The 23,125-nt window shown below is 59.6% G+C and carries 25 protein-coding genes; 14 read left to right on the top strand and 11 right to left on the bottom strand.

Annotated features, from left to right (window positions below):
* Positions 1–79: 79 nt before the first annotated feature.
* Together BFP96_RS31305 and BFP96_RS14380 are read right to left on the bottom strand one after the other, a co-directional pair.
* Positions 80–202, bottom strand: coding sequence for a PA1414 family protein (locus BFP96_RS31305; protein ID WP_017737772.1), 123 nt, complete (start codon positions 200–202; stop codon positions 80–82).
* Between the two features lie 143 nt (positions 203–345).
* Positions 346–1,239 (bottom strand): putrescine utilization regulator PtrR, encoded by an 894-nt coding sequence (locus tag BFP96_RS14380; RefSeq protein WP_065893754.1) that lies wholly within the window; start codon positions 1,237–1,239, stop codon positions 346–348.
* Positions 1,240–1,343: 104 nt separating this feature from the next.
* Between BFP96_RS14380 and BFP96_RS14375 the strand changes: the two genes are divergently transcribed.
* Positions 1,344–2,543, top strand: coding sequence for an MFS transporter (locus tag BFP96_RS14375; protein ID WP_065936455.1), 1,200 nt, complete (start codon positions 1,344–1,346; stop codon positions 2,541–2,543).
* Here BFP96_RS14375 and BFP96_RS14370 read toward each other — a convergent pair.
* The 3 genes from BFP96_RS14370 to BFP96_RS14360 all read right to left on the bottom strand — a co-directional run bounded on the left by BFP96_RS14370 (position 2,455) and on the right by BFP96_RS14360 (position 5,382).
* Positions 2,455–3,897: an NCS1 family nucleobase:cation symporter-1 gene (locus BFP96_RS14370; protein WP_065936454.1), complete on the bottom strand. Its 1,443-nt coding sequence runs from the start codon at positions 3,895–3,897 to the stop codon at positions 2,455–2,457. The two genes, BFP96_RS14375 and BFP96_RS14370, sit on opposite strands and share 89 nt — an antisense overlap.
* A 197-nt stretch (positions 3,898–4,094) precedes the next feature.
* Positions 4,095–4,493 carry a DUF2177 family protein gene (locus BFP96_RS14365; protein WP_065893757.1) on the bottom strand — a complete coding sequence of 133 codons (399 nt, stop codon included), beginning with the start codon at positions 4,491–4,493 and terminating at the stop codon, positions 4,095–4,097.
* A gap of 52 nt (positions 4,494–4,545) precedes the next feature.
* Complete coding sequence (locus tag BFP96_RS14360) at positions 4,546–5,382, bottom strand: CvfB family protein (protein WP_065884480.1); 837 nt, start codon at positions 5,380–5,382, stop codon at positions 4,546–4,548.
* Between the two features lie 324 nt (positions 5,383–5,706).
* On the opposite strand from BFP96_RS14360, the gene BFP96_RS14355 reads away from it, so the two are divergent.
* The 3 genes from BFP96_RS14355 (at position 5,707) to BFP96_RS14345 (ending at position 7,748) form a co-directional block, all read left to right on the top strand.
* A complete protein-coding gene (locus BFP96_RS14355) occupies positions 5,707–5,886 on the top strand; it encodes a hypothetical protein (RefSeq protein ID WP_003193095.1) in 180 nt (59 codons plus the stop codon).
* Positions 5,887–6,092: 206 nt separating this feature from the next.
* Positions 6,093–6,815, top strand: a complete 723-nt coding sequence (locus BFP96_RS14350; protein ID WP_065936453.1) for a TorF family putative porin — start codon at positions 6,093–6,095, stop codon at positions 6,813–6,815.
* A 66-nt stretch (positions 6,816–6,881) separates the two neighbouring features.
* A complete protein-coding gene (locus tag BFP96_RS14345; protein ID WP_065936452.1) occupies positions 6,882–7,748 on the top strand; it encodes a DUF6279 family lipoprotein in 867 nt (288 codons plus the stop codon).
* Positions 7,749–7,917: 169 nt separating this feature from the next.
* Here the strand turns inward: BFP96_RS14345 and BFP96_RS14340 are convergent, their stop codons facing one another.
* Positions 7,918–8,319 carry a transcriptional regulator gene (locus BFP96_RS14340; RefSeq protein ID WP_065936451.1) on the bottom strand — a complete coding sequence of 134 codons (402 nt, stop codon included), beginning with the start codon at positions 8,317–8,319 and terminating at the stop codon, positions 7,918–7,920.
* 154 nt (positions 8,320–8,473) lie between these two features.
* Here BFP96_RS14340 and BFP96_RS14335 point away from each other — a divergent pair, with 154 nt between their 5' ends.
* Entirely contained in the window at positions 8,474–8,749 is a 276-nt protein-coding gene (locus tag BFP96_RS14335; RefSeq protein WP_065896261.1) for a hypothetical protein, read from the top strand.
* Positions 8,750–8,822: 73 nt separating this feature from the next.
* Here the strand turns inward: BFP96_RS14335 and BFP96_RS14330 are convergent, their stop codons facing one another.
* Complete coding sequence (locus BFP96_RS14330; RefSeq protein ID WP_065894385.1) at positions 8,823–10,169, bottom strand: DEAD/DEAH box helicase; 1,347 nt, start codon at positions 10,167–10,169, stop codon at positions 8,823–8,825.
* Positions 10,170–10,361: 192 nt separating this feature from the next.
* Between BFP96_RS14330 and BFP96_RS14325 the strand changes: the two genes are divergently transcribed.
* A complete protein-coding gene (locus tag BFP96_RS14325) occupies positions 10,362–11,651 on the top strand; it encodes a mechanosensitive ion channel family protein (protein ID WP_065936450.1) in 1,290 nt (429 codons plus the stop codon).
* A gap of 43 nt (positions 11,652–11,694) precedes the next feature.
* Here the strand turns inward: BFP96_RS14325 and BFP96_RS14320 are convergent, their stop codons facing one another.
* On the bottom strand, positions 11,695–12,252 hold the full coding sequence (locus BFP96_RS14320; protein WP_065936449.1) for an RBBP9/YdeN family alpha/beta hydrolase: 558 nt from the start codon (positions 12,250–12,252) through the stop codon (positions 11,695–11,697).
* A 223-nt stretch (positions 12,253–12,475) separates the two neighbouring features.
* Here BFP96_RS14320 and BFP96_RS14315 point away from each other — a divergent pair, with 223 nt between their 5' ends.
* From BFP96_RS14315 to BFP96_RS14295, 5 genes are read left to right on the top strand one after another with little or no spacing between them, the layout of a single operon-like run.
* Positions 12,476–13,855, top strand: a complete 1,380-nt coding sequence (locus BFP96_RS14315; protein ID WP_240998945.1) for an iron-containing redox enzyme family protein — start codon at positions 12,476–12,478, stop codon at positions 13,853–13,855.
* Positions 13,856–13,866: 11 nt separating this feature from the next.
* A complete protein-coding gene (locus BFP96_RS14310) occupies positions 13,867–14,181 on the top strand; it encodes a Rieske 2Fe-2S domain-containing protein (protein ID WP_065887918.1) in 315 nt (104 codons plus the stop codon).
* A 5-nt stretch (positions 14,182–14,186) separates the two neighbouring features.
* The gene (locus BFP96_RS14305) at positions 14,187–15,368 is read left to right on the top strand and encodes an MFS transporter (protein ID WP_065894388.1); all 1,182 of its coding nucleotides are present in this window, start codon (positions 14,187–14,189) and stop codon (positions 15,366–15,368) included.
* A 3-nt stretch (positions 15,369–15,371) separates the two neighbouring features.
* Positions 15,372–16,598 (top strand): ATP-grasp domain-containing protein, encoded by a 1,227-nt coding sequence (locus BFP96_RS14300; RefSeq protein ID WP_065936448.1) that lies wholly within the window; start codon positions 15,372–15,374, stop codon positions 16,596–16,598.
* A 4-nt stretch (positions 16,599–16,602) separates the two neighbouring features.
* Positions 16,603–17,286, top strand: coding sequence for a phenylalanine--tRNA ligase beta subunit-related protein (locus tag BFP96_RS14295; RefSeq protein ID WP_065894391.1), 684 nt, complete (start codon positions 16,603–16,605; stop codon positions 17,284–17,286).
* A 36-nt stretch (positions 17,287–17,322) separates the two neighbouring features.
* On the opposite strand, the gene BFP96_RS14290 is transcribed toward BFP96_RS14295, so the two are convergent.
* The 3 genes from BFP96_RS14290 to BFP96_RS14280 form a co-directional block, all read right to left on the bottom strand.
* Positions 17,323–17,739, bottom strand: a complete 417-nt coding sequence (locus BFP96_RS14290) for an Lrp/AsnC family transcriptional regulator (protein ID WP_065887914.1) — start codon at positions 17,737–17,739, stop codon at positions 17,323–17,325.
* A 67-nt stretch (positions 17,740–17,806) separates the two neighbouring features.
* Positions 17,807–18,682, bottom strand: a complete 876-nt coding sequence (locus BFP96_RS14285; RefSeq protein ID WP_065936447.1) for a carboxylate/amino acid/amine transporter — start codon at positions 18,680–18,682, stop codon at positions 17,807–17,809.
* Positions 18,683–19,072: 390 nt separating this feature from the next.
* Positions 19,073–19,387 carry a 3-phosphoglycerate kinase gene (locus tag BFP96_RS14280; protein ID WP_065894395.1) on the bottom strand — a complete coding sequence of 105 codons (315 nt, stop codon included), beginning with the start codon at positions 19,385–19,387 and terminating at the stop codon, positions 19,073–19,075.
* 49 nt (positions 19,388–19,436) lie between these two features.
* On the opposite strand from BFP96_RS14280, the gene BFP96_RS14275 reads away from it, so the two are divergent.
* The 3 genes from BFP96_RS14275 to BFP96_RS14265 all read left to right on the top strand — a co-directional run bounded on the left by BFP96_RS14275 (position 19,437) and on the right by BFP96_RS14265 (position 23,093).
* The gene (locus tag BFP96_RS14275; protein ID WP_065936446.1) at positions 19,437–20,360 is read left to right on the top strand and encodes a LysR family transcriptional regulator; all 924 of its coding nucleotides are present in this window, start codon (positions 19,437–19,439) and stop codon (positions 20,358–20,360) included.
* 254 nt (positions 20,361–20,614) lie between these two features.
* Positions 20,615–21,178 (top strand): peptidylprolyl isomerase, encoded by a 564-nt coding sequence (locus BFP96_RS14270; RefSeq protein WP_065887910.1) that lies wholly within the window; start codon positions 20,615–20,617, stop codon positions 21,176–21,178.
* A gap of 82 nt (positions 21,179–21,260) precedes the next feature.
* Positions 21,261–23,093 (top strand): ABC transporter ATP-binding protein, encoded by a 1,833-nt coding sequence (locus BFP96_RS14265; protein WP_065936445.1) that lies wholly within the window; start codon positions 21,261–21,263, stop codon positions 23,091–23,093.
* The last annotated feature ends 32 nt before the right edge of the window (positions 23,094–23,125 follow it).

Genomic DNA, 23,125 nt, shown 5'->3' with positions numbered 1-23,125 from the left:
AACCAGTCAACTACTTATCGACTGACTCACCGCATCGCGAACAAGCCCGCTCCCACACGAATACCGGATTGGCTGGGGATCAACGCCGACGTGGGCGGCGTTGCTCGTCATCGGTACGAATCGGCACCGGCTGCAGTGGAGGCTCGATCAAGCCCAGCGCAACGCCAAGGTCATGGAGCCAGGTTTGAATTTTCTCTTTCATGATTTGCCCCCTTTGAGGGTAATGCGGGTAGACGCCTGTCTTGTCGCCCTTTCCTACACTGATAGTAGCCCTAAGTCCTATGTATTGCTTGCGCGAAACCACAACGAACTATTACTGAATGGATCAGGATCCTGTCGATTCGTTCAAGCAATCTCGCGCCTGTCTTGCACGCTCTCTGCCTGGCTCGCCTGCTGCAGCTCGATCCATGCATTGAGGTTAGCGCCGAGCATACCCTTTCGCCACATCAACCAGGTGGTGGCAGTGGCAAAAGGCCCAGTCAGCGGATGAACGGACACACTGTCCTTGCCCGGCAGGCTCTCGAGCATGGATTCGGACATCAACGCCACGCCTGAGCCGGCGATCACACAAGCCAGCATGCCCTGGTAGGACTCGATCTCGATGGCGCGGCCCATGGCCACGCGCTCGTGGGAAAACCAGGTCTCCAGGCGGGTGCGATAGGCGCAACTGCGGCGGAACGTGAAAACCGAGCGGCCGGCCACATCCTGGGGGCCGCGCACCGGCGGGTGGTCGGCCTCGCAAATGATCACCAAGCGCTCTTCGCACAGCGGCACGCCGTCCAGCGTGGCAATCGTCAATGGACCATCCACCAGCGCCGCATCCAGCCGCCCGGTGATCAAGCCTTCGAGCAGTTCGCCGCTCGGCGCGGATTGCACCTGCAAATTCACCATCGGGTAGGCCTTGTGATAACGCGCCAATAGCGTGGGCAAGTGAATCGCCGCCGTGCTGTACATGCTGCCGAGGACAAAATCACCCGCCGGTTGCCCGCCCTGCACGGCGCCATGAGCTTCATCGTGCAGGGCCAGTAGACGGGTGCTGTAGTCCAGCAGCACTTTACCCGCAGGAGAAAGCTGCAAACGCTGGCGTTCACGCACGAACAGCTCGACGCCAAGCTGTTCTTCCATTTGCTTGAGCCGGGTCGACAGGTTCGACGGCACACGGTGCAGGCGCTCGGCGGCGCGGGTGATGGAGCCCTCTTCCGCTACCGCCTGGAAGATGCGCAGTTGACTGAACTCCATAGCCTTTCTCCAAAACTGAACAAGTTACTCACTATTATTCATTTTTACAGAAAGTCAATCCGCTTTAGCCTGACGGTCTTCGCTTTCTCGCAGGACACGTGCACATGTCACCGCTGATTCGCTTAACCGCCAGCTTTGTCGCCCTGATGATGGCCATGGGCATCGGCCGCTTTGCCCTGACTCCGCAGATGCCGCATTTGCTCAGCGAAGGTCAGATCGACCTGACCGGCGCCGGGTTGATCGCGGCCGCCAATTACCTGGGTTATTTCGTCGGTGCGGTGGACTCGATTTTCGCCCGCAGTCATCACCACATTAAAGGGCGCTTGTACGGCGGGTTGTGGCTCTGCGTGCTGCTGACCCTGGCGTCCTGTTGGGCCCAAGGCTTCTGGCCTCATCTGCTGCTGCGTTTCGGCACCGGTGTCGCCAGCGCCTGGGCCCTGGTGATGATTACCAGCCTGAGCCAGCCGCTGGCGATTGCCGCCGGCAGGCCACGCCTGGGAGCGCTGGTGTTCGCAGGACCTGGCTTGGGCATTGTGCTCACCGGACTGCTGGCGCTGGGGTCCAACCTGTTGGGGCAAAGCTCCGCAACGCTGTGGTTGGTGTATGGCACGGTGGCACTGGTGATGCTGCTGGCCATCCTGCCATTCCTGCCAACGCCGACCACGCTGGCTGCGCCCGCCTCCAACGCGGGTAATAACGGCAGCATCGCGCACTTGGGCTGGATCTACTTCCTGTTCGGCCTGGGCTACATCATTCCAGCGACTTTCCTGTCGCAGATGGCCACTGCGCAGTTCAAGGGCGCCTGGCAGGCCGACTTGTTCTGGCCGTGCTTTGGCCTGGCCGCTGCGATGGGCGTGGTGATAGCCAGCCTGCGGCGCAAGGACCCGAACACCACCCGGCGCTGGCTGATGACCACGCTGTGGCTGCAGGCGGCCGGCGTATTCACGTGCCTGCTGGGCAATACCTGGGGCCTGGCGCTGGGAGTATTGCTGTGCGGCGCACCGTTTCTGGCGTGCATGCAATTGGTCATGGCGCGCCTGCGCGAGATTGCGCCCCACGGCTACCAGCGCAGCACCGGCCTGTTGACGGCAAGCTTTGCCATCGGCCAATTGAGCGGGCCGCTGCTGGCCTCGGTGAGCAGCCACTTGAGCGGCGGCCTGCAACCGGCGCTGGTGATTGCCGGTTGTGGTCTGTTGGTGGCCGGCGGTGTCGTGCTCAGCCAGCGACCAGAGGGGTCGGCAAGCGCACCTGCTCACGCCGTGCCAGTACCAGAAAAAACAGCCCTCCCAGGAAGCAGCCGGTAAACCAGGCGAAATTGGCCATGCCTTGCAACGCAGGCGTGAAGGTGATGGCGACGCCCACCAGCGTCGCCGGTACCAAGGCCTTGACCGCCGTCCAGTTCACCCCGCCGTCGAAGTAATAGCGTCCGCTCGGGCTGTCATCGAACAGCGCATCCACGTCGATCTGCTGCTTTTTGACCAGGTAAAAATCCACCAGCAGGATGCCGAACAGCGGCCCGATAAACGCGGCCAGGATATCCAGGGTGTAGTGAATCATCAGCGGGTTATTGAACAGGTTCCACGGCGTGATAAAGATCGACGCCACGGCGGCGATCATTCCACCCGCACGCCAGCTGATTTTGCTCGGCGCAATGTTGGCGAAGTCGAACGCAGGCGAGACAAAGTTGGCGACGATATTGATGCCGATAGTGGCGGTCACGAACGCGAAGGCGCCCAGCAACACGGCCATGCTGTTGTCGATGCGCGACACAGTGGCGATGGGGTCATGCAACATTTCGCCAAATACTGGCAGGGTGCCCGAGACGATCACCACGGTTACCAGGGAGAAGGCCAGGAAGTTCACCGGCAGCCCCCAGAAGTTGCCACGGCGCACGTCCTGCATGCTGCGGCAGTAGCGACTGAAATCGCCAAAATTGAGGGTGGGTCCGGAGAAGTACGACACCACCAGCGCCGTCGCCACGATCACCTGGCCGAACGCCTGCCAGCCCGACAGCGACTTTTCCGCCAGGGTAAAGCTGATATTCGCCCAACCCGCTTTCCACACAATCCAGCCGGCCAGGGCAAACATCACCGCATACACCACCGGGCCGGCCCAGTCGATAAAGCGGCGGATGGATTCCATGCCGGCCCAGAACACGGCGGCCTGCAGCACCCACAACGTAAGAAAGCCGAACCAGCCCAGGTACGACAACCCGGCAAAGTGCGGCTCTGCATACACAGCCATCGACGGGAAAAAGCGCAGCACCACGATGATCAAGGCACTCGACGCCAGGTACGTCTGAATGCCGTACCAGGCAACCGCGATCAGGCCACGGATCACCGCAGGAATATTCGCACCAAATACACCAAATGCCAGGCGGCAAATCACTGGATAAGGCACCGCCGCCTGCTGACTCGGCTTGGCCACCAGGTTGGCGATCAGTTGCACAATGCAAATGCCCGCAAGCAAGGCGATCAACACCTGCCAACTGGCCAGTCCCAGGGCGAACAGGCTGGCGGCGAACACGTAGCCGCCGACGCTGTGCACGTCGCTCATCCAGAAGGCGAAGATGTTGTACCAGGTCCATTTTTGCGGCAGTGGGCCCAGGTCCTGGTTATACAGCCGTGGGCTGTAGCCGTTGGGCAATTGGTCGGTCATCGCGGGACTCCTCGTAATATCGCCCTGCGTTGACGTAGCGATATGCATACGGTACGCAGTATGGGTTGTATACGAGGTAGTCAGCAGAATGCATGCCAATAGCACACAATGCCCAGGGAACGGCGTTCCAAAGACATTATAAAGGTTTAGATAGAACAGCTATGCGCAACAACGGTGCACTACAATCCTGTACACAATCAGTGGCGCACTCGTTGTGCACAGAGATAGCCGACTGTGCAACAGATCGCTGTGAGCACAGTCCCCCACGCCATGTCCATTACCGCCAGGCCGGCGGACCAGCCTTGCAGCGTGGCCCAATTGCTCAGGTCGTAAGTGCCATAGGCCACCAACCCCAGCAAGGCCCCCAAACGCGCAGCGCGTTGCCAGCTCGCGCTGGGCAAGACAACGAATATCACGCAACCGAGGACATACAGCAGATAGAACACGACGGCGGGCAACAGCCGGGGCTGATCGAGCATCAGCGAGCCGAGCAGGCTTTTATAGGTAGGTCCCATCAGGACGCCCAGCCAGAGGCCGTCCAGCACCAGGAAGGCGACCAGCGTACCGAGGTAGGCAAACAAGGTTTTCTTCGACATTTGACCATCCACTGTAGGAGCAAGCGTGCTCCTACAGCAGAGCCGGCCGCACTCAGCTTAGTTCAATGCGATCGGCATGAATCACAATCTGCCCCTGCTTGTAGAGCGCACCAATGGCCTTTTTGAAGTTGCCTTTGCTCACACCGAACAAGTTGCTGATGACGGCGGGATCGCTTTTATCACTGACCGGCAAGGTGCCGTTGTTGTCACGCAATTTGGCGAGGATCTTCGAGTTGAGGCTGGAAGCCGCTTCCTGGCCAACCGGCTGCAGGCTCAGGCTGATGTTGCCATCGGCGCGGATCTCTTTGATAAAGCCTTTCTCTTCCTTGCCCGGGCGCAGGAACTTGAACACTTCGTTCTTGTGGATCAGGCCCCAGTGTTTGTTGTTGATGATCGCCTTGAAGCCCATGTCCGTGGCTTCGGCCACCAACAGGTCGACTTCCTGGCCCACCTGGTAATTGGCCGGCGTTTTGTCCAGGTAGCGATCAAGGCGCGCGGTGGCGGTGATGCGCCGGGTGTGCTTGTCGAGATAGACATGCACCACGCAATATTCACCGGCGCTCAGCTGACGCTTTTCTTCCGAGTAGGGCAGCAACAGATCCTTGGGCAGCCCCCAATCGAGGAACACGCCGATGCTGTTGACTTCCACCACTTTCAAACTGGCAAATTCGCCCACTTGAACTTTGGGTTTTTCAGTGGTGGCGATAAGTTTGTCATCACTGTCCAGATAAATGAAAACGTTAAGCCAGTCTTCATCTTCACTGGGAATGTCCTTGGGGATATACCGATTAGGCAAGAGGATTTCACCGTCTTGCGCACCATCCAGGTACAAACCAAAGTTAGTGTGTTTAACCACTTGCAAGCTGTTGTAGCGCCCGACTAAAGCCATTTCCAGATACCCTCATTGCGTGGGCGGCATTCTACCCGAGTTGAGCCAGACACGCGCGCGCGCCTGAAAAATCCGCAGGCCGACGTGGCGCTGCGATGGCAGTGCCCCGCTCGTCTGATCAATCCTGCGAATTTTACCCGTCACCAGCGCCTGCACATTTCAAGCTTTCGAGTTAAAACAGTCAGTTAGCGGGTTATTGGGTTGATCAAGTTCGGTCTTTTGCAGAGGCGACATTTAATTCCCTGGGGATATTTGCCAAGCAATTGTCAAGTAATTCCTGTACGATGCCTGGCCAAGTTAATTTTCTACAGGTTAGTGGCCGCCATGCGCGTAAAAGCATCCAACAGCAAAGCAAAGCCAGCTCCCGCCGTTGAAACCAGCGAATCGATCAACAGCCAGATTGCTGCGTTCCTCAAGTCCGGTGGCGAAATCCAGCAAATTGCCAAGGGCGTGAGCGGCCAGACTTTCGGCCCGTCCAAGCAGATCAGCCTGGGCAAAAAGTAATACCCGCGCAACGCACCTGGTCCCTAAGCGTCTTGCCTTCAAGGCGCTAGGACTAGAGCCCGAAACACCTTCGCAACACCTTGATCCTCACCCCAATCGACGAACGGGCCTCACCTGCGAGCTTTCGCCGGTATCCTTGCACACGTCTAGCACGGGCATCTGCCCATCCTTTTCCTCACTGCTCCTCGCTTTTCATGGAGTGAAGCATGCTCAAATCCTGCATGTTACTGGTCAGCGCGCTTGCCGTGTGTCCGCTCGCCGAAGCGCAGATTTTCCAGCGCGAATTGGGCGACTTCGACCTGAAATTGGGTACCACCCCCAGCCGCACCATGGCCCAGGGCCTGGTCAAGCCGACCTCCCCCGGCAGCGACGCATTCCATGGCGGGCTGGACCTGAGTCACGACAGCGGCCTGTACTTCGGCCAGTTTTCACCGAACATGGGGTTGTCCTCGCCCAGCACCCTTGAAGTGGATTCCTATATGGGGTTCAAGCATCCCTTCGACCAGACCCTGGGCTACGAAGTGGGCTTGATTCACTACAGCTACCCCAAGGTCAGCCCCCTCGACAGCCAGGCGTTTTATGGTGGCCTGAACCTGCTGGGCAACCGTTTCGGCGTGTCTTTCAGCAACGACCCCGACCGCCAGGACAGCACGCTGTTTGCCGACCTCGGCGGCACCCAGCCTTTCGGCGTCGGCGTCAGCGTGAAGTACACCACCCATCAACTGGGCACCCCGGCGTCGGTGGAGAACGGCGCCATCAGCAGCTTCAGCGACTGGTCAGTGCAACTCTCCAGGGCCTGGAAAGGGGTCGACCTGGACCTGATCTACAGCGACTCCAGCCTCAGTGGCGGGGACTGCTCGGCCTACTCCGGACACAATTCGCAATGTGACGGCCTGTTGACCTTGAAGGCTGTCCGGTCGTTTTATTGATGGGCTGAACTGTCGCCCCTTGTGCAGGTTCACATGCATTAATCCCAACCGTGCAAGGACCTGCCCATGTTGCGTCGGCTCAAATTTATGGTGTTATTGCTGACCCTGAGCCTGGTGCTCGCCGGCTGCAATCGCGTGGGCCTGGCCTACCGTAATCTTGACGTGATCATCCCCTGGACCCTCAACGACTACCTGGACATGAACGCCGGGCAGAAGAGCTGGTTCAATGACAAACTCAAGGAGCACCTGGCCTGGCACTGCACCACGCAATTGCCGGGTTACCTGGACTGGCTGGACCGCCTGCAACAGATGGTCGACGCCAATCAGGTCACCGACGCCGCCTTGCAGGCCCGCACTGTCGAAGCCAAACAGGCCATCGCTGAAATCGCGCGTGAAATCACCCCGTCTGCGGTGCAATTGCTGCAAGGTCTGGATGATCAGCAGGTCAAGGAGATGAACGACGCCCTGGCCAAAGACCTGCGCAAACGCCAGGACGAATACCTCAAGCCGCCGCTGGCCCAGCAGATCAAGGAGCGCGCCGAGCGCATGAGCAAGCGTCTGGACGCCTGGATCGGCCCACTCAGCGCCAGCCAGCAGCAGCGGGTGGTGGCCTGGTCCGAGGCATTGGGAGATCAGAACAACGAGTGGATCGGCAACCGCGCGCACTGGCAGGCGCAGTTCAGCGAGGCGCTGCGGCAACGCAACAGTCCCGGGTTTGCGCAAAAAATGCAGCAGTTACTGGTGGACCGGGAAAGTCTTTGGACCCCCGAGTACCGGGCGGCCTATGCACAGACCGAAGCGGCAGCGCGTAGTTTGATTGTGGATTTGATGGCGCAGAGCACTGAGCAACAGCGCATGAAGCTGAGCCAGAAAATCGACAAAGTCCGTGGCGATTTTCAGGCCCTCAAATGCCTCAAGGCTGCCTCTGCGTGATGTGGGTAAGGGCGTGCTTTCGATAGCAGCGCGGGACAAGCCCTACCGCCGTCTGTAGGAGCGAGCTTGCTCGCGAAAAACTCACAGGCACCGCGTTCATTCAGGAAGCACGCGTTATCGTTGACGTTTTTCGCGAGCAAGCTCGCTCCTACAGGGTTATGCGGGGTGTTCAGATGGCGCCGCCGGCAATTGCAGCCTTGGAGGCAACCTGATCGAAGGTGGCTTCGTCCAGCGCATCTTCCTGTTGGTCCAGCACATGGCGTGGATGGTGTTCGCCTGGAATGGAACTGTCGATCAGGGAAAGCAGGCTTGAACCGCGCGGCGTCAGGATGAAATTCTCCCCATTGCCGCCTTCCTCCTGCGGACGCGATTCGATAAACCCGCGCTTGAGCAACAGTGCTTCGTAATCCGCAGCCGTCTTTTTCAGCGTATCCAGGTTGCCTACGGGCTCGCCCGCCGTGGCCTTCTCGGCGGCTTCCTGCTCGGCGTACTTGCGCGGGGCGAAGCTGCCCTCACCGTTTTGCACTTCATGCAGCAGACGTTCGATCAGATCCCAGTTGTAAGTCGTCATCCTGATTCCTCCTGCAGGCCCAAGGAAAAGTAGCCCGTCTAGAGGTGTGACACGCCAGCTCAGCCGCCGTTCAGCCTGATCGACGGGCGTCATTTCGCTGAACTTTCCCGACGTTCGCCCCCTCAACCGTACACAATCGCCAAGGAGGTCGCCCATGAAAACCCTGATGAACCTGGCCGTCGCCGCTACGCTGCTGAGCAGCGTGCCCGCCTGGGCCTGCACGCCTGAGGAAGCCACCGCCAAGCGCGAGCAACTGGCTCGGGAAGTCACCCAGCTCACTGAGCAGAACCCGACCAAGGCCAAGGAGATGAATGACGAGTTGCAGAAAATGGACTTGGACACCGAAAGCGCGGAATTTCCCGACAAGTGCCAGTTGATTGATGCGCGCCTCAAGGAACTCAAGGAAGCGGCGGCTAAAGCCAAAAGCTGAATGCAGGCGTGGACGCGGAGCGTCTCGGGAGGCGTTCCCACGCGCAGCGTGGGAACGATCGGTCAGACGGACGTTACTCGGCAGCCGGCACTTCCGGCTTGCGGCGCTTGAGCGGGGCCATGCCGTCCTTGCTGACGAGCGACAGGTTGTCGGTCTTCGGCCGATTGGCGATCTTGCGCTTGGTCGGTGACTTGGCGCCGGCCTTTTTCTTTTCGCCCTTGGCGTCAGTCTTTTTCTTCTTCACCCCAACGGCCTTGCCCGAGGCCTTGACCTTCTTCGGCCCGGTGTAGGTGCCTTTGACTTCCTTGATGGTGCGGCGCTCGAAAGATTGCTTAAGGTAGCGCTCGATGCTCGACATCAGGTTCCAGTCGCCGTGACAGATCAGCGAGATGGCCAGGCCATCGTTGCCGGCACGCCCGGTACGGCCGATACGGTGCACGTATTCGTCGCCGCTGCGTGGCATGTCGAAGTTGATCACCAGGTCCAGGCCATCCACGTCAAGGCCGCGCGCGGCGACATCGGTAGCGACCAGGATCTTCACGCCGCCCGCCTTGAGGCGGTCGATGGCCAGTTTGCGATCCTTCTGGTCCTTTTCGCCGTGCAGCACGAACGCCTTGTATTCCTGCGCCACCAGGCGCCCGTAGATCCGGTCGGCAGCGGCGCGGGTGTTGGTGAAGACGATCGCCTTCTGATAGGTCTCGTTGGCCAGCAGCCAATTGAGGATCTGTTCTTTATGCACGTTGTGGTCAGCGGTGACGATCTGCTGACGCGTGGTCGCGTTCAGGTCGCTGACGTTGTTGACCTGCAGGTGCTCGGGGTCGTTCAGCACCTTGGCGACCATGTCGCGCAGGGTCGAGCCACCGGTGGTGGCGGAGAACAGCATGGTCTGCTGGCGGTTGACGCATTCGGCCACCAGGCGCTGCACGTCGTCGGCAAAGCCCATGTCGAGCATGCGGTCGGCTTCGTCAAGCACCAGCACTTCGACTTCCTTGAGGTCGAGGTTGCCGGCATTGAGTTGCTCGATCATGCGGCCCGGGGTGCCGATCAGGATATCCGGGACCTTGCGCAGCATGGCGGCCTGGACCTTGAAGTCTTCGCCACCGGTAATGATGCCGGACTTGATGAAGGTGAACTGCGAGAAGCGCTCGACTTCCTTCAGGGTCTGCTGGGCCAGCTCGCGGGTCGGCAGCAGGATCAGGGTCTTGATGCTGACGCGGACTTTAGCCGGGCCGATCAGGCGGTTGAGGACCGGCAGGACGAAAGCAGCGGTCTTGCCGCTACCGGTTTGCGCCGTCACCCGCAGGTCACGCCCCTGGAGCGCGAGCGGGATGGCCGCTGCCTGCACAGGCGTAGGCTCGACAAATTTAAGCTCGGCCACGGCTTTGAGCAGGCGTTCGTGCAGGGCGAATTGGGAAAACACGGGTGCTACCTCGAAGAAATACAAAATATCAGCTGCATAGGTTACCGGTTTCGGGCGTCCAAACCGAGTTTCTTTACGCGAACGGTGCTAATCAGCTGCTTTTTTGTCAGCGATTTTGTCCGTGGCGTCAACTTTGTTGCACTTAAATGCTCTAATCGGCCCGTGTTGTCTTACAGAAGAATCGGTTAATCCATGGATATCAAACAGCTCTGGCTCAACGTCCAAGACCTCTGGGGCGCCCTCGATGAACACCCGGTCCTGCATTCCAGCCTCGGCTTGCTGGTATTGCTGGTGGTGGCCTTCGTCGTGGGGCGTGTGGCGCGCTACCTCATCCTGCACGCGGTCAAATTACTCGGCCGGCAACCGGCGCTGCATTGGCTCAATGATCTGCGGCATAACAAAGTCTTCCATCGCCTGGCGCAGATGACGCCGTCCCTGGTGATCCAGTTCGGCCTGTACCTGGTGCCGGACCTGAGCAAGACCGCCATCCTGTTCATAGGCAACGTGGCCCTGGCGATCACCATTCTGTTCATGGTGCTGGCGATAAGTGCCCTGCTCAACGCGCTGCTGGATATCTACGCGCGCACCGAACATGCGCGCACCCGCTCGATCAAGGGCTATGTGCAGCTGGCGAAGATGGTGCTGTTCGTGTTTGGCGCGATCATCATCGTCGCCACCCTGATCGACCGTTCGCCGCTGTTGCTGCTGTCGGGCCTGGGTGCCATGTCGGCGGTGATCCTGTTGGTGTACAAGGACACGCTGCTGTCGTTCGTCGCCAGCGTGCAATTGACCAGCAACGACATGCTGCGGGTCGGTGACTGGATCGAAATGCCCCAGGTCGGTGCCGACGGAGATGTGGTGGATATCACCCTGCACACGGTCAAGGTGCAGAACTTCGACAAGACCATCGTCTCCATTCCCACCTGGCGCCTGATGTCCGAGTCATTCAAGAACTGGCGCGGCATGCAGGCCTCCGGCGGCCGGCGCATCAAGCGCAGCCTGTTCATCGACGCCAGCGGCGTGCGTTTTCTGCGCGATGACGAAGAAGAACGCATGACCCAGGTGCACCTGCTCACCGGCTACATCGGGCGCAAGCAGGCCGAACTCAAGGCCTGGAACGAGGCCCAGGGCCACAGTGCGCAACTGTCGGCCAACCGCCGCCGCATGACCAACCTGGGGACCTTTCGCTCCTACGCCCTGGCGTACCTGCAAAGCCACCCGGACATCCAGCCGAACATGACCTGCATGGTGCGCCAGATGCAGACCACCGCCCAGGGCGTGCCGCTGGAAATCTACTGCTTCACCCGCACCACGGCGTGGGCGGACTACGAGCGCATCCAGGGGGATATTTTCGATTATTTATTGGCGGTATTGCCGGAGTTCGGCTTGAGCCTGTATCAGCAGCCGAGCGGCACGGACCTGCGCGGCGGTCTGTTTGCGATGACGCAGAATGCCAAGGCCGTGGAAACCCTGGAGCACTGACAACCTGAGCTGCGAGGGGCCTGGCGGTCCCTCGCAGTGGCCGCTACTTGAGTTGGAACTGCGGGTCACCGGTCAATTGGTAAAGGTATTCCGCACCCTTCGGCCAAGGCCCGTACCCCGAGTCGCCGTTGATATGGCCGGCGTCCGGCTCCCACACCAGTTCACTGCCCCATGCCTCGCCGAATGCTTTCGCCCGTTCCGGGGTGACGTAGGGATCGTTGGTGCTCGCCACCAGGATCGTGCGAAACGGCAGGCGCTGCATCGACATCGGCGTAAAACCGGTGGTGCCCGACGGATACGAGTCCGCCTCGGTATCGCTTGGCGCCACCAGCAAGGCGCCCTTTACCTTGTTCGACTGCGGATACTGCGCCGCCCAGCGTGTGATCAGGGTAATCGCCAGGCTGTGCGCGACCAGCACAACCTTGCTGTCAGCCGCCTCTATCGCCTGATTCAGGCGCGCCACCCAATCGGCAGCGACCGGCGTTTGCCAGTCCTGCTGCTCGACCCTCTGCAACCCGTGGAACTGACGCTCCCATTGCGATTGCCAATGGGCTTCACCGGAGTTGAACAGGCCCGGCAGGATCAAAACGCTGACTGTCATCTTCCTTCTTCCTCAAGACCTTATTAGCCCGCATGCCGGAAAAAGCCGGCGAACATGTCTAGTCGTCGCCCTAAAATAAATCAACTCACCCAAATCACAAAGCAGACTCCACCTATTGATTTAGTGAAATTCACTATCTACGCGCCCAATTTTCAATCTGTTTTTAGAAAAACCAAATCTATAGCATCTGGCCATCGAACAAATCAGCCAGAAGGCACTTCTTATGTTATGGACAACTAAGCTGTCAGATGACGCGCCCCACTTCGCACTCAGTTCGGATGCCGAGGCGCTTACCCACTACGGTGATGCCCAGGCTTTTGCCCAACCGCGCAGTTTTTATACCAACAGCCCCTTCCAGCGCCCTTCTCGGCCGCAGGATATTTCAGATGTTATTATCAGCACCCGCCTGACCAGCGACCAACTTTCAGACAGCCAGCATTTATTGGCGCAACGCTTGTTATTGAATATCTATGAGCAGGACCTGGTATTTCTGCCAAAGCCGCCCATGGAACTCGATCTCAAGGCGTTCAAACAATTCTACGACCCCGAGCACGCCGCCAGCGGCAAGAAGATCCGGCCGTTGCTTGAGCAGTATCTGTACGACTGGCTCAAGCAGGAAGTGCATATCAACGGTTCGTGGTGCCTGGATTCGTTTGTCGCCCACACCGACAAAGTCCTGGAGGAGGTCGCACAGTCCGAGTCCAGGTTGCACCAGGTACTGACCACCAGCCGCAACCCTGAACGGGCCGCGCGTTTTTTCATGACCCAATGCGCCGGCGACTTCCTCAGTGAAGCCTCGGCGATGGCGCGTAACGTGCTGGGCAACTGCGGTGTGTACACCAGCGAGCTGTTCAAGATCCTGATCGATGAATATGGCTACGGCGTCGATAAAAAGAAGCACAGCACCATTTTTGAAGACATGCTCAAAGACATGGGCATGTCGCACCACGTGCACCATTACTGGCAGTTCTACACCGCAGGTTCCTTGTCGCTGACCAACTACTTCCATTATGTGTCCGCCAACCACGGCGAGCTGTTCCGCTACATTGGCGCGATGTATTACACCGAGGCCACCCTGGCCCTCACTACCAAGCATCAGTCGAGCGCCATCAAGGCGATTTTCGGCGACAGCGTCTCCACCGACTATTTCGATGAACATTCACACATCGATGTCCATCACGGAAGAATGGCCCTGCAGCGCCTCATCCTGCCGATGATCAAGCAATTTGGCAGCAAGATCATTCCCGACCTGGTCCGGGGTTTCGAAGAGTTCAGGTTGCTGCAGGACATCGCCGATGAAGAGCTCTACGCCCATATCAAATGGCATGACGAGCTGGATGAACACCGTGCACTGGCTGCCGCCCACCACGGCCAGAAGCCGGTGGACCTGCGCATTACCGAGGCCGAGCACGAACTCTCGGTGCCGCACACCCACCCCAATGACGAGCTGTTCTGGGTTGAAACCGGCGAGCTGGATTTTGTCGCAAGCCCCGAACTCAGCGTGCGCCTGAAGGCCGGGGAAGGCGTGGTGATTCCCAAGGGCATGCTGCATGGCACCCGCGTCGTCAGCCCGTCCTGCACCTATACCGTCACGGCACTTTGAGTAGGCACCCCATGAAAGCTATCCGCCTGAACCTGACCGACGCCAACTACGTGGCCGTGGAAGACACCACTTATTTTCTCAAGCGCCACACCTATTCGACGCAGTTGCTGCCGACCACTTGCCCCCATCGCGGCGGCCCGTTGCACATGGGTGAAACCAGCGGCGACGGGCAGAGTGTGATCTGCCCCTGGCACGACAACGCTTACAAGGTGTGCAACCTGGAAAAGAAGTCGCCCCCCACCGTTCGCGTCAGAAACCAGTTCAGTACCGTCGTCGGTGACACCCAACGGTGCGTGCCTTTACTCAAACTTTCTCGTTACGACTGAGCCCTATGACCACTAAATCAACACTGACAGCGTTCTATTCGATCGTGACCCTGTTTACCGGCCTGGACATGGCGATTGTGATTGCCATGGTCTGGTTCGGCCTGGAAACCACCGGCTCGACATTCCTGGTCGGCGCCACGCTGTGCGTGGCGACGGTGGTGCCGTATGTGTGCGAACAATACATCGGCAAGTTTTTCACCATTGAACTGAGCATGAAACGCCTGCTGTACATTCGCCTGACCGCGTTCGCCGCCGTGCTTGGTCTGTCGTTCACGAACGCCGCCGTGTTGCCCATCGGCTTCCTGGCAATCGCGTTCGTGGTCGGTGTCACCGACTATTTCACCATCAGCACCCTCGAGTCGAAAAATACCAAGCTGGTGTTGGCCGGCGCGACCGACAGCGACACCTCGGCGCGGCTGATGCAAACGTCCATCCAGATCGGCGCCTTCGGCGGCGCGCTGCTGGGCGGGGTGATCGTGGACGTGTTCTCGGTCAGCCAGACCCTGCAGATCATCAGCCTGGCGGCGATTGTCTCGCTGGCGGCGATCCTGTTCGTACAGGCCACGCCCGGCGCCGACACCACCGAGCAGGCCGGTGACAGCCCCGTAGCCCAGGCGCTGAACCTGCCGCGAAACCTCTACGTGCTGATCATTGTGTTAAGCATGATCGGGTTCCATATCGGCGCCTTCAACAGCCTGGTGCCGATCGTGTTTCAAAAGCTAAACGAGTGGAACGCCACCCTGTTCGGCGTGGCCAGCGGCCTGGCGGGCCTGGGTGCCTTCAGTGCGGCGGTGCTGCCACGTATCAAGCTCAACAGCTACAGCGCCATCCTCCTGGTGCTGCTGGCCGACGTGGCAATCGTGTATTTCCAGAACCTCTACGTGATGATGGTGGCCGCGTTCCTGCTGGGCTTTTGCATCAACAGCCTGCGCATCCAATTGCGCAAGAACCTGATCGAGTCGGCGCCCAATGCTCGGGTGGCCGACGTGATCGCTGCAAAGAGTTCGCTCTACTACCTGCTGGTCAGCGGTTCGGCGCCCATGATCCTGACGTTTTTCACCACCGCAGGATTCCTCGGGCTGGAAGGTGCGCGCCTGTTGATGATCGTCTCCGCCGGCCTGTTGGCCGCCGCCGTGCTGGCGTGGAATCTCACGCCGGCGGTCCCGGCCACCGCGACCCTTGAATAAGGAATGCCTCAATTGCAAACCGTACTGATCGTCGACCCGTTTTCCACCGGCAAACTCTACGCCCCGTTGTTCAAAGCCCAGGGCGTGAAGTGCATCGCGGTGATCTCCACCAACACCTTGCCCAGGCACTTCACCGATGACCTGATCCGGGAAGATTTCGAAGAGGTCTACCACTGGGAAGAGAGCCTGCTGGAAACCCTCGAGAAGCTGTCATTGAGCGCGGTGATCGCAGGCTGCGAGACCGCGATCTATCTCACCGATTACCTCACCGAAGTGCTGCGTATTGCGGGCAACAGCCGCATCACCAGCGACCTGCGGCGCAACAAGTATTCCATGCAGCAAGCGCTCAAGAAACACGGATTGGCGAACATTGCGTCGCAACTGTTGAGTTCGCAAACCCGCATCCGGGAAGTCGTCGACTCGTTGGACGAAGCGGCTACCTACGTGGTCAAGCCACTGAATTCGGCCGCCACCGAAGGCGTGGTATTCGCCCAGGGCAAGCACGAAGTGCAAGCCGCCCTGAACAATGCGGCCTGGCGGCAGAAAAACGACCTTGGGGAGTTCAACCTCGGGTTTATCGTGCAGCCATTCGTGGCGGGGCCGGAGTACGTGGTGGACATGGTCGCCTTTGATGGCGAGTACACCATCGCCACGGTGTGCAAATACACCAAGATCCACAGAAACGGCAGCAAGTTTGTCTATGAAAGCCTGGACACCCTCGACCCCCAGGCACAAGAGCTGCAACCCTTGATCGACTACGCGCGCCAGGCAGCGGCGGCCCTGAGCATCGAGATCGGGCCGATTCATATGGAAATCATCTGGTCCGATGCGGGCCCGGTGATGATTGAAGCGGGCGGCCGTTTGCATGGCGGTATCGCCCCGCTGCTGTTTCAACAGGTGTACCAGCCGGACCTGTTATCGCTGGCCATCGACAGCTACCTCGGCCGGCCTCGCCCGCCGGCCGGAGTTGCACGTGAGATCAGCCATGGTCGTATCGGCTTTTTCTGTTCCGACGAGCGCCGCACCTTTACCGCGCCTTCACCTCAGGCGCTGCAGAGCGCAATGCTGGATGAAGCCTATTGCGGCCATCGCTTCTTCCTAAGCCCGGGCGACACCACGCCGGTCACGATCGACTTCGCCACCTGCCCAGGGCTGTTCTGGTTGCAGCACCCCAGCCTGCAACAGCTCGATGCCAGCACCGAACTGCTGCGCAACAAGCTATGGAGCTAAGGGCATGAAAAGTCGTTTGATCATTCAACAGTCAGCCCTTGACCTGGGCCTCAATAATGCGTGCGCCGCCGTTGTCGAAAACATCCGGGTGTCTGACGACCAGAGTTTCGTCAGTCTCTTGCAGAGCAACCTGAATCATGTGGCCTCGCACCTCAACGAACTGGACGCCAATCCCGTTTACGAAGGGTTTGCCCGCCAGCTTGAAAAGCTCGGCTACACCAACACGGTCAGCGCCAACGAAAAACTGCTGCGGCGCTTCATCGCCAACGGTGTGCGCCCGATCAATAACGTCGTCGATGCCTATAACGCCGTGGCGATCCGACACGGCGTCAGCATCGGCGTACACAGCTATCATCAGCGGGACGATATCCACGTCATGCGCTCGCCGGAACCGAGGGCCTTCCGCCCGTTGTTTGCCAAGAAGGACGTCATGATCCCCGCGGGCGACATCGTCTATACCTGCGGTGACGTGCCTTTGGCGAGCATCGGCAAAGTCGACGCCGATGCCCATGACTTCAGACTGACGAACGCATCGTCCAGCCTGCTGGTGGTGGTACTGGGGCATGACGACACCACGTTGGCATTCAACCGGACGGTCATCGCAGAATTCGTGGACACCCTGCGCCAGACGATGCCGGCCCTGAATCACTACTTTCTCGAAACCTTCCACGACCACGCGCCAGCCTGATCGGGCACCAGCCGCTGCCGTCCCGGACGGCAGCGGCTAGCGCCAGGCCTTGAGCACCGGATTGACCACCACCTCATTCACGTGCTCGATCTTGAGCAGGTTTTCCTTCAACACCATCAACTCTTCAAAATGGCGGTAGCGCACGTCGAGCATCATGTCCACGTCGCCAAACAATGAATAGGCCTGCACCACCTCGCGATACTGGTGGATTTTCGGAAACACCAGGTGGCAGGTGCTCCCGTTGAGCTTGAGCATCAAAAATGCCGATTGCCGGGCCTCATCACCCTCAGCGACGCTGATGGTAAAGCCGAGGATAATGCCCTTTTCGATCAGTTTTTGAACCCGCGACTCCACGGCGGTTCGAGACTTGTGAACCTGGCGCGCCAGTTCGGCCAGGCTGACGCGGGAGTCATCCTTCAAGGCAGCAATTATCAGTTCATCGACCTTGTCCACTCTGCCACCCCCACAGCGTTCCTTTCGATAACACACTCTCATTGCCGCTCACACATCGCTGGCACCTTCAAGTCGCAGACTTTACGCCAGCAGCGGGCTTGATACCCAATCGACTGACCCCTACCGCCGCCAGAATCACCAGGCCGCCCAGGGCCAGCCTTCCCAGCGGTTCATGCTGGTTCCAGATCAGCAGGTTCAGCAGCAGCCCCACCGGCACATGCAGGTTATTCATCACCGCCAGGGTGCCACCATTGACCAGGCACGCCCCCTTGTTCCACCAGTACATGCCCAGCGCGGTACTGATCAACCCCAGGAACACCAGCACACCCCATTGCAGCGGCGCCTGGGGCAGAAAGTCTGCCTTGCCGAACAGCAGGAACGCGGGCAGCACCACCAGCAAGGCACCCAGGTAGAAATAACCGAAGCGTCGGTAGTGCGGCTGATCGCTCGGATAGCGTGCCACCAGATGCTTGTACATGACTTGCCCGGCGGCGTAGGTGAAATTGGCCAGTTGCAGCAGCAGGAAGCCCATCAGGAAATTCGGCGTGATCTGGTCGAAGCGAATCACCGCCGCACCCGCCACCGCCACCAGTGCGGCGACCAGTGCCCAGGGATTGAACCGCCGGTTGAGCGCGTCTTCGATCAGGGTCACGTGCAACGGTGTGAGGATCGTGAACAGCAACACCTCCGGCACCGTCAGTACGCGAAAGCTCAAATACAAGCACACGTAGGTCACGCCGAACTGCAGCGCACCGATGACCAGCATGCCGCGCATGAAGGCCGGTGCCACCGAGCGCCAGCGGGTCAGTGGGATGAAGATCAACCCGGCCAGTACCACGCGCACCAGCACTGCGAAGTAGCTGTCGACGTGACCGGCGAGGTATTCGCCGATCAAGCTGAAGGAAAATGCCTGAATCAGGGTGACAATCAGTAGATAGCCCATGTGCGCCTCGTTTCGAATGGGCGCGACATTAAAGCTTTTCGATGCTTGAAGAAACTCGAGGCAAAAAAAACCCGACCTCGCTGAAGCGGCAGTCGGGCAGGAGCACTCAGGAGCAAACAGTGCAAAGGGAGGTTCGGTACGCGTACTTGAACGGATTGCTTGGGGCTAGATAAACACCGGGGGATTATCTGGCGATTAAAGGATCACGCCACCTGCACGAGCAGGGCGTTGGCGGACAGGGCCATGTAGGCTCTATCGGAAAATGCTGTGAGTCGATGCAGAAAAGATTAACCGTGGCCGCTTCGATTAAAAAGCGCAAAAAACTGCTATAACCCATCTATAAATTTGTTTATAAGCGGAGTCTGCCTGTCGCTGTGCTCCGCGCTTGCTTTATTTCGGCGCACACGCCAGGGCGATTCGCATCTTGATGATCGCGCGGTTGAACTTGACCGTGGTGTGGGTGCTTTTGCCTGCGGGCACGCTGACGGTGCGACGACGCGGCGCTTCCGGGCCATTGGTAAAGATTACAGAACACAGGGCATCCTGGGTGCCGTAGTTATTGAGCTGAATCGAGCTGATATCGCCGTCCACATCGGACGCGGTGTAGTCGATGCTTACGCCGTCGATCTTTTTAGTCACGTCGATCGGGTAGGCAAACGCGCTCATCGGCAGCAGCGCCAGCAACACACAACAGAATTTTCTCATTCGGCAGTCTCCAATAAGGACCGCCAGCTTAGGACAAGAGGAGCTCATCTTGAAAGCGCCCCGCGTGACCCTTGATCAATGGCGCACATTGCAGGCCGTGGTCGACCATGGCGGCTTCGCCCAGGCGGCCGAAGCGCTGCACCGTTCGCAGTCCTCGGTGAGCTACACCGTGGCGCGCATGCAGGACCAGCTCGGCGTGCCGCTGCTGCGCATCGACGGGCGCAAGGCGGTACTCACCGATGCGGGTGAAGTGCTGCTGCGCCGCTCCCGGCAACTGGTGAAGAATGCCAGCCAACTGGAAGATCTTGCCCACCATATGGAACAAGGCTGGGAGGCCGAAGTGCGGCTGGTCGTGGATGCGGCCTATCCCAACGCGCGCCTGGTACGCGCCTTGACTGCCTTCATGCCGCAGAGTCGAGGCTGCCGGGTGCGCTTGCGTGAGGAGGTATTGTCCGGCGTCGAAGAGCTTTTGATAGAAGGCGTGGCTGACCTGGCGATCTGCGGCTTCAGCATTCCCGGTTACCTGGGCACCGAAATGAGCGATGTGGAATTTGTCGCCGTGGCCCATCCCGAGCACGGGTTGCACCGCATGCACCGGGAGTTGAGCTTCCAGGACCTGGAAGGCCATATGCAGGTGGTCATCCGCGACTCCGGTCGCCAGCAACCGCGGGATGTGGGTTGGCTCGGTGCCGAACAGCGCTGGACCGTCGGCAGCCTGGCCACCGCCGCCGCGTTCGTGGGCAGCGGCCTGGGGTTTGCGTGGTTGCCCCGGCACATGATCGAGCGCGAACTCGCCGAAGGCCTGCTCAAGCAACTGCCGTTGGAACAGGGCGTCAGCCGCCATCCCACATTCTATTTGTATTCGAACAAGGACAAACCCCTGGGGCCGGCGACGCAGATTCTCGTGGAACTGCTACGCACCTTTGATACCGCTCCGCTGGACGCGCCCTTCGCGGCCCCTCGGCAAGCCTGAAACGCCGTGCACAAGACCTGCGTTCAATCGCGCAAGCTCGACGCGATTGTGCGCTGTGGCGACAGGAACCACGTTCCAGAATCACCTGTCCAACCCGGACCATCAACGCACTAAACTATGTAAAACTGCTGCTCTACGCGCGACTGGTGATGATTGAACATTCCCGCCACGCCCTTGGATCAACCGAAGTCTTTAACGCTACCCTGCTCGCTTCTCTAAAGACCGTCGACCCCACTACCCAGGATCACTGACCCATGCTGAAAAAAATCGCCTTCCTTGCCGGTTCCGTTCTGTTCGCTGCCAACCTGATGGCGGCCGAACCGGCCAAAGCGCCCCACGTACTGATTTCCACCACCAATGGCGACATTGAAATCGAACTCGACCCGGTCAAGGCGCCGATCAGCACCAAGAATTTCCTCGCCTATGTCGACAAAGGCTTCTACACCAACACGATTTTTCACCGTGTGATCCCGGGTTTCATGGTCCAGGGCGGCGGGTTTACCCAGCAGATGTCGCAAAAGCCGACCGAAGCGCCGATCAAGAACGAAGCCAGCAACGGCCTGCATAACGTGCGCGGCACCTTGTCCATGGCCCGCACCAATGACCCGAACTCGGCCACCAGTCAGTTCTTCATCAACGTGGCCGACAATGCCTTCCTCGACCCGGGCCGCGATGCCGGTTACGCGGTATTTGCCAAGGTGGTCAAGGGCATGGACGTGGTGGATGTCATCGTCAATTCGCAGACCACCACCAAGCAAGGCATGCAGAACGTGCCAATCGATCCTGTCCTGATCAAGTCGGCCAAGCGCATCGACTGAGGTCTGCAGGAAATTCCGCACGTTGCCCACAAGGCGACGTGCGCATTTGAAAGGAGAGCCCGCACGGCGGGCGTCAAGCCTAATGCTCTATCGTCGTTTTGAACAACTGATCGACATCTTCCGCGATGCTCCCAGCGCGGCCCCGCCCGATAAAGTCCTGCCCTTCTACCTCTACTACCTGCGCCAGGTGTGGCCGTGTTTTGCCGCGCTGTTGGTGGTGGGCCTGGTCGGTGCGCTGATCGAGGTCGCGCTGTTCAGCTACCTGAGCCGCATCATCGACCTGGCCCAGGGCACGCCGCCCGCGAATTTCTTCCAGGTGCACAGCACCGAGCTGGTCTGGATGGCCGTGGTCGCCCTGCTGCTGCGGCCGATTTTCAACAGCCTGCATGACTTGCTCGTGCACCAGACCATCAACCCCGGCATGACCAGCCTGATCCGCTGGCAGAACCACAGCTATGTGCTCAAGCAGAGCCTGAATTTCTTCCAGAATGATTTCGCCGGGCGCATTGCCCAGCGCATCATGCAAACCGGCAACTCGTTGCGTGACTCTGCGGTGGCAACGGCCGAAGCCATCTGGCACGTGTCGATCTATGCCATCACCTCGCTGGTGTTGTTTGCCGAGGCCGACTGGCGACTGATGATTCCGTTGATCATCTGGATCGTCTGCTACTGCCTGGCATTGCGTTACTTCGTGCCGCGGGTCAAGGAGCGTTCGGTGATCTCTTCCGAAGCACGCTCCAAACTCATGGGGCGCATCGTCGACGGCTACACCAACATCACCACCTTGAAGCTGTTTGCCCATACGCAGAATGAGCAGGAATACGCCAAGGAAGCGATTGTCGAGCAAACCGAAAAAACCCAACTGGCGGCGCGCGTGCTCACCAGCATGGACGCGGTCATCACCGTCCTGAACGGCCTGCTGATCGTCACCACCACAGGCCTGGCCCTGTGGCTGTGGACGCAGTCGCTGATTTCCGTCGGCGCCATTGCCCTGGCCACCGGCCTGGTGATTCGCATCGTCAATATGTCCGGCTGGATCATGTGGGTGGTCAACGGCATTTTCGAAAACATCGGCATCGTGCAGGATGGCCTCAAGACCATCGCCCAGCCGCTTGCGGTGGTCGACCGCGCCGACGCCCCGCGCCTGGAAGTGCCCCACGGCCTGGTGCGCTTCGAGCAGGTGGATTTCCACTACGGCAAGCAGAGCGGGATCATTGGCGGCCTGAACCTTGAGATCAGGGCCGGGGAGAAGATCGGCCTGATCGGCCCGTCCGGCGCGGGCAAGTCGACCCTGGTCAACCTGCTGCTGCGCCTCTACGACCTGCAGGGCGGCCGCATCCTGATCGACGGCCAGGACATCGCCGAAGTCGCCCAGGAAAGCCTGCGCGCGCAGATCGGCATGATCACCCAGGACACCTCGCTGCTGCACCGCTCGATCCGCGACAACTTGCTGTACGGCAAGCCGCAGGCCACCGACGAAGAACTCTGGGCCGCCGTGCACAAGGCGCGCGCCGACGAGTTCATCCCGCTGCTGTCGGATTCCGAGGGCCGTACCGGGTTGGATGCCCATGTGGGCGAGCGTGGGGTGAAACTCTCCGGCGGCCAGCGTCAACGGATCGCCATCGCCCGCGTGCTGCTCAAGGATGCACCGATCCTGATCATGGACGAAGCCACCTCGGCACTGGACTCCGAAGTGGAAGCCGCGATCCAGGAAAGCCTGGAAACCCTGATGCAGGGCAAGACCGTGATTGCAATCGCGCACCGACTCTCGACCATCGCGCGGATGGACCGACTGGTCGTACTGGAAAAAGGCCGGATCGCCGAAAGCGGCAGCCACGCCCAATTGCTGGCCCATGGCGGGCTGTATGCGCGGTTGTGGCAGCACCAGACGGGTGGGTTCGTTGGCATCGATTGAAGGCATCGAGACCGGCAGACTCTAGGGTTAAG

It is taken from the genome of Pseudomonas sp. 34 E 7 (assembly GCF_900005715.1).
GTDB classification, from domain to species: Bacteria; Pseudomonadota; Gammaproteobacteria; order Pseudomonadales; family Pseudomonadaceae; genus Aquipseudomonas; species Aquipseudomonas orientalis_A.
The sequence above is the reverse complement of the archived record's forward strand: the minus strand, read 5'-3'. Positions and strand labels throughout refer to the sequence as shown.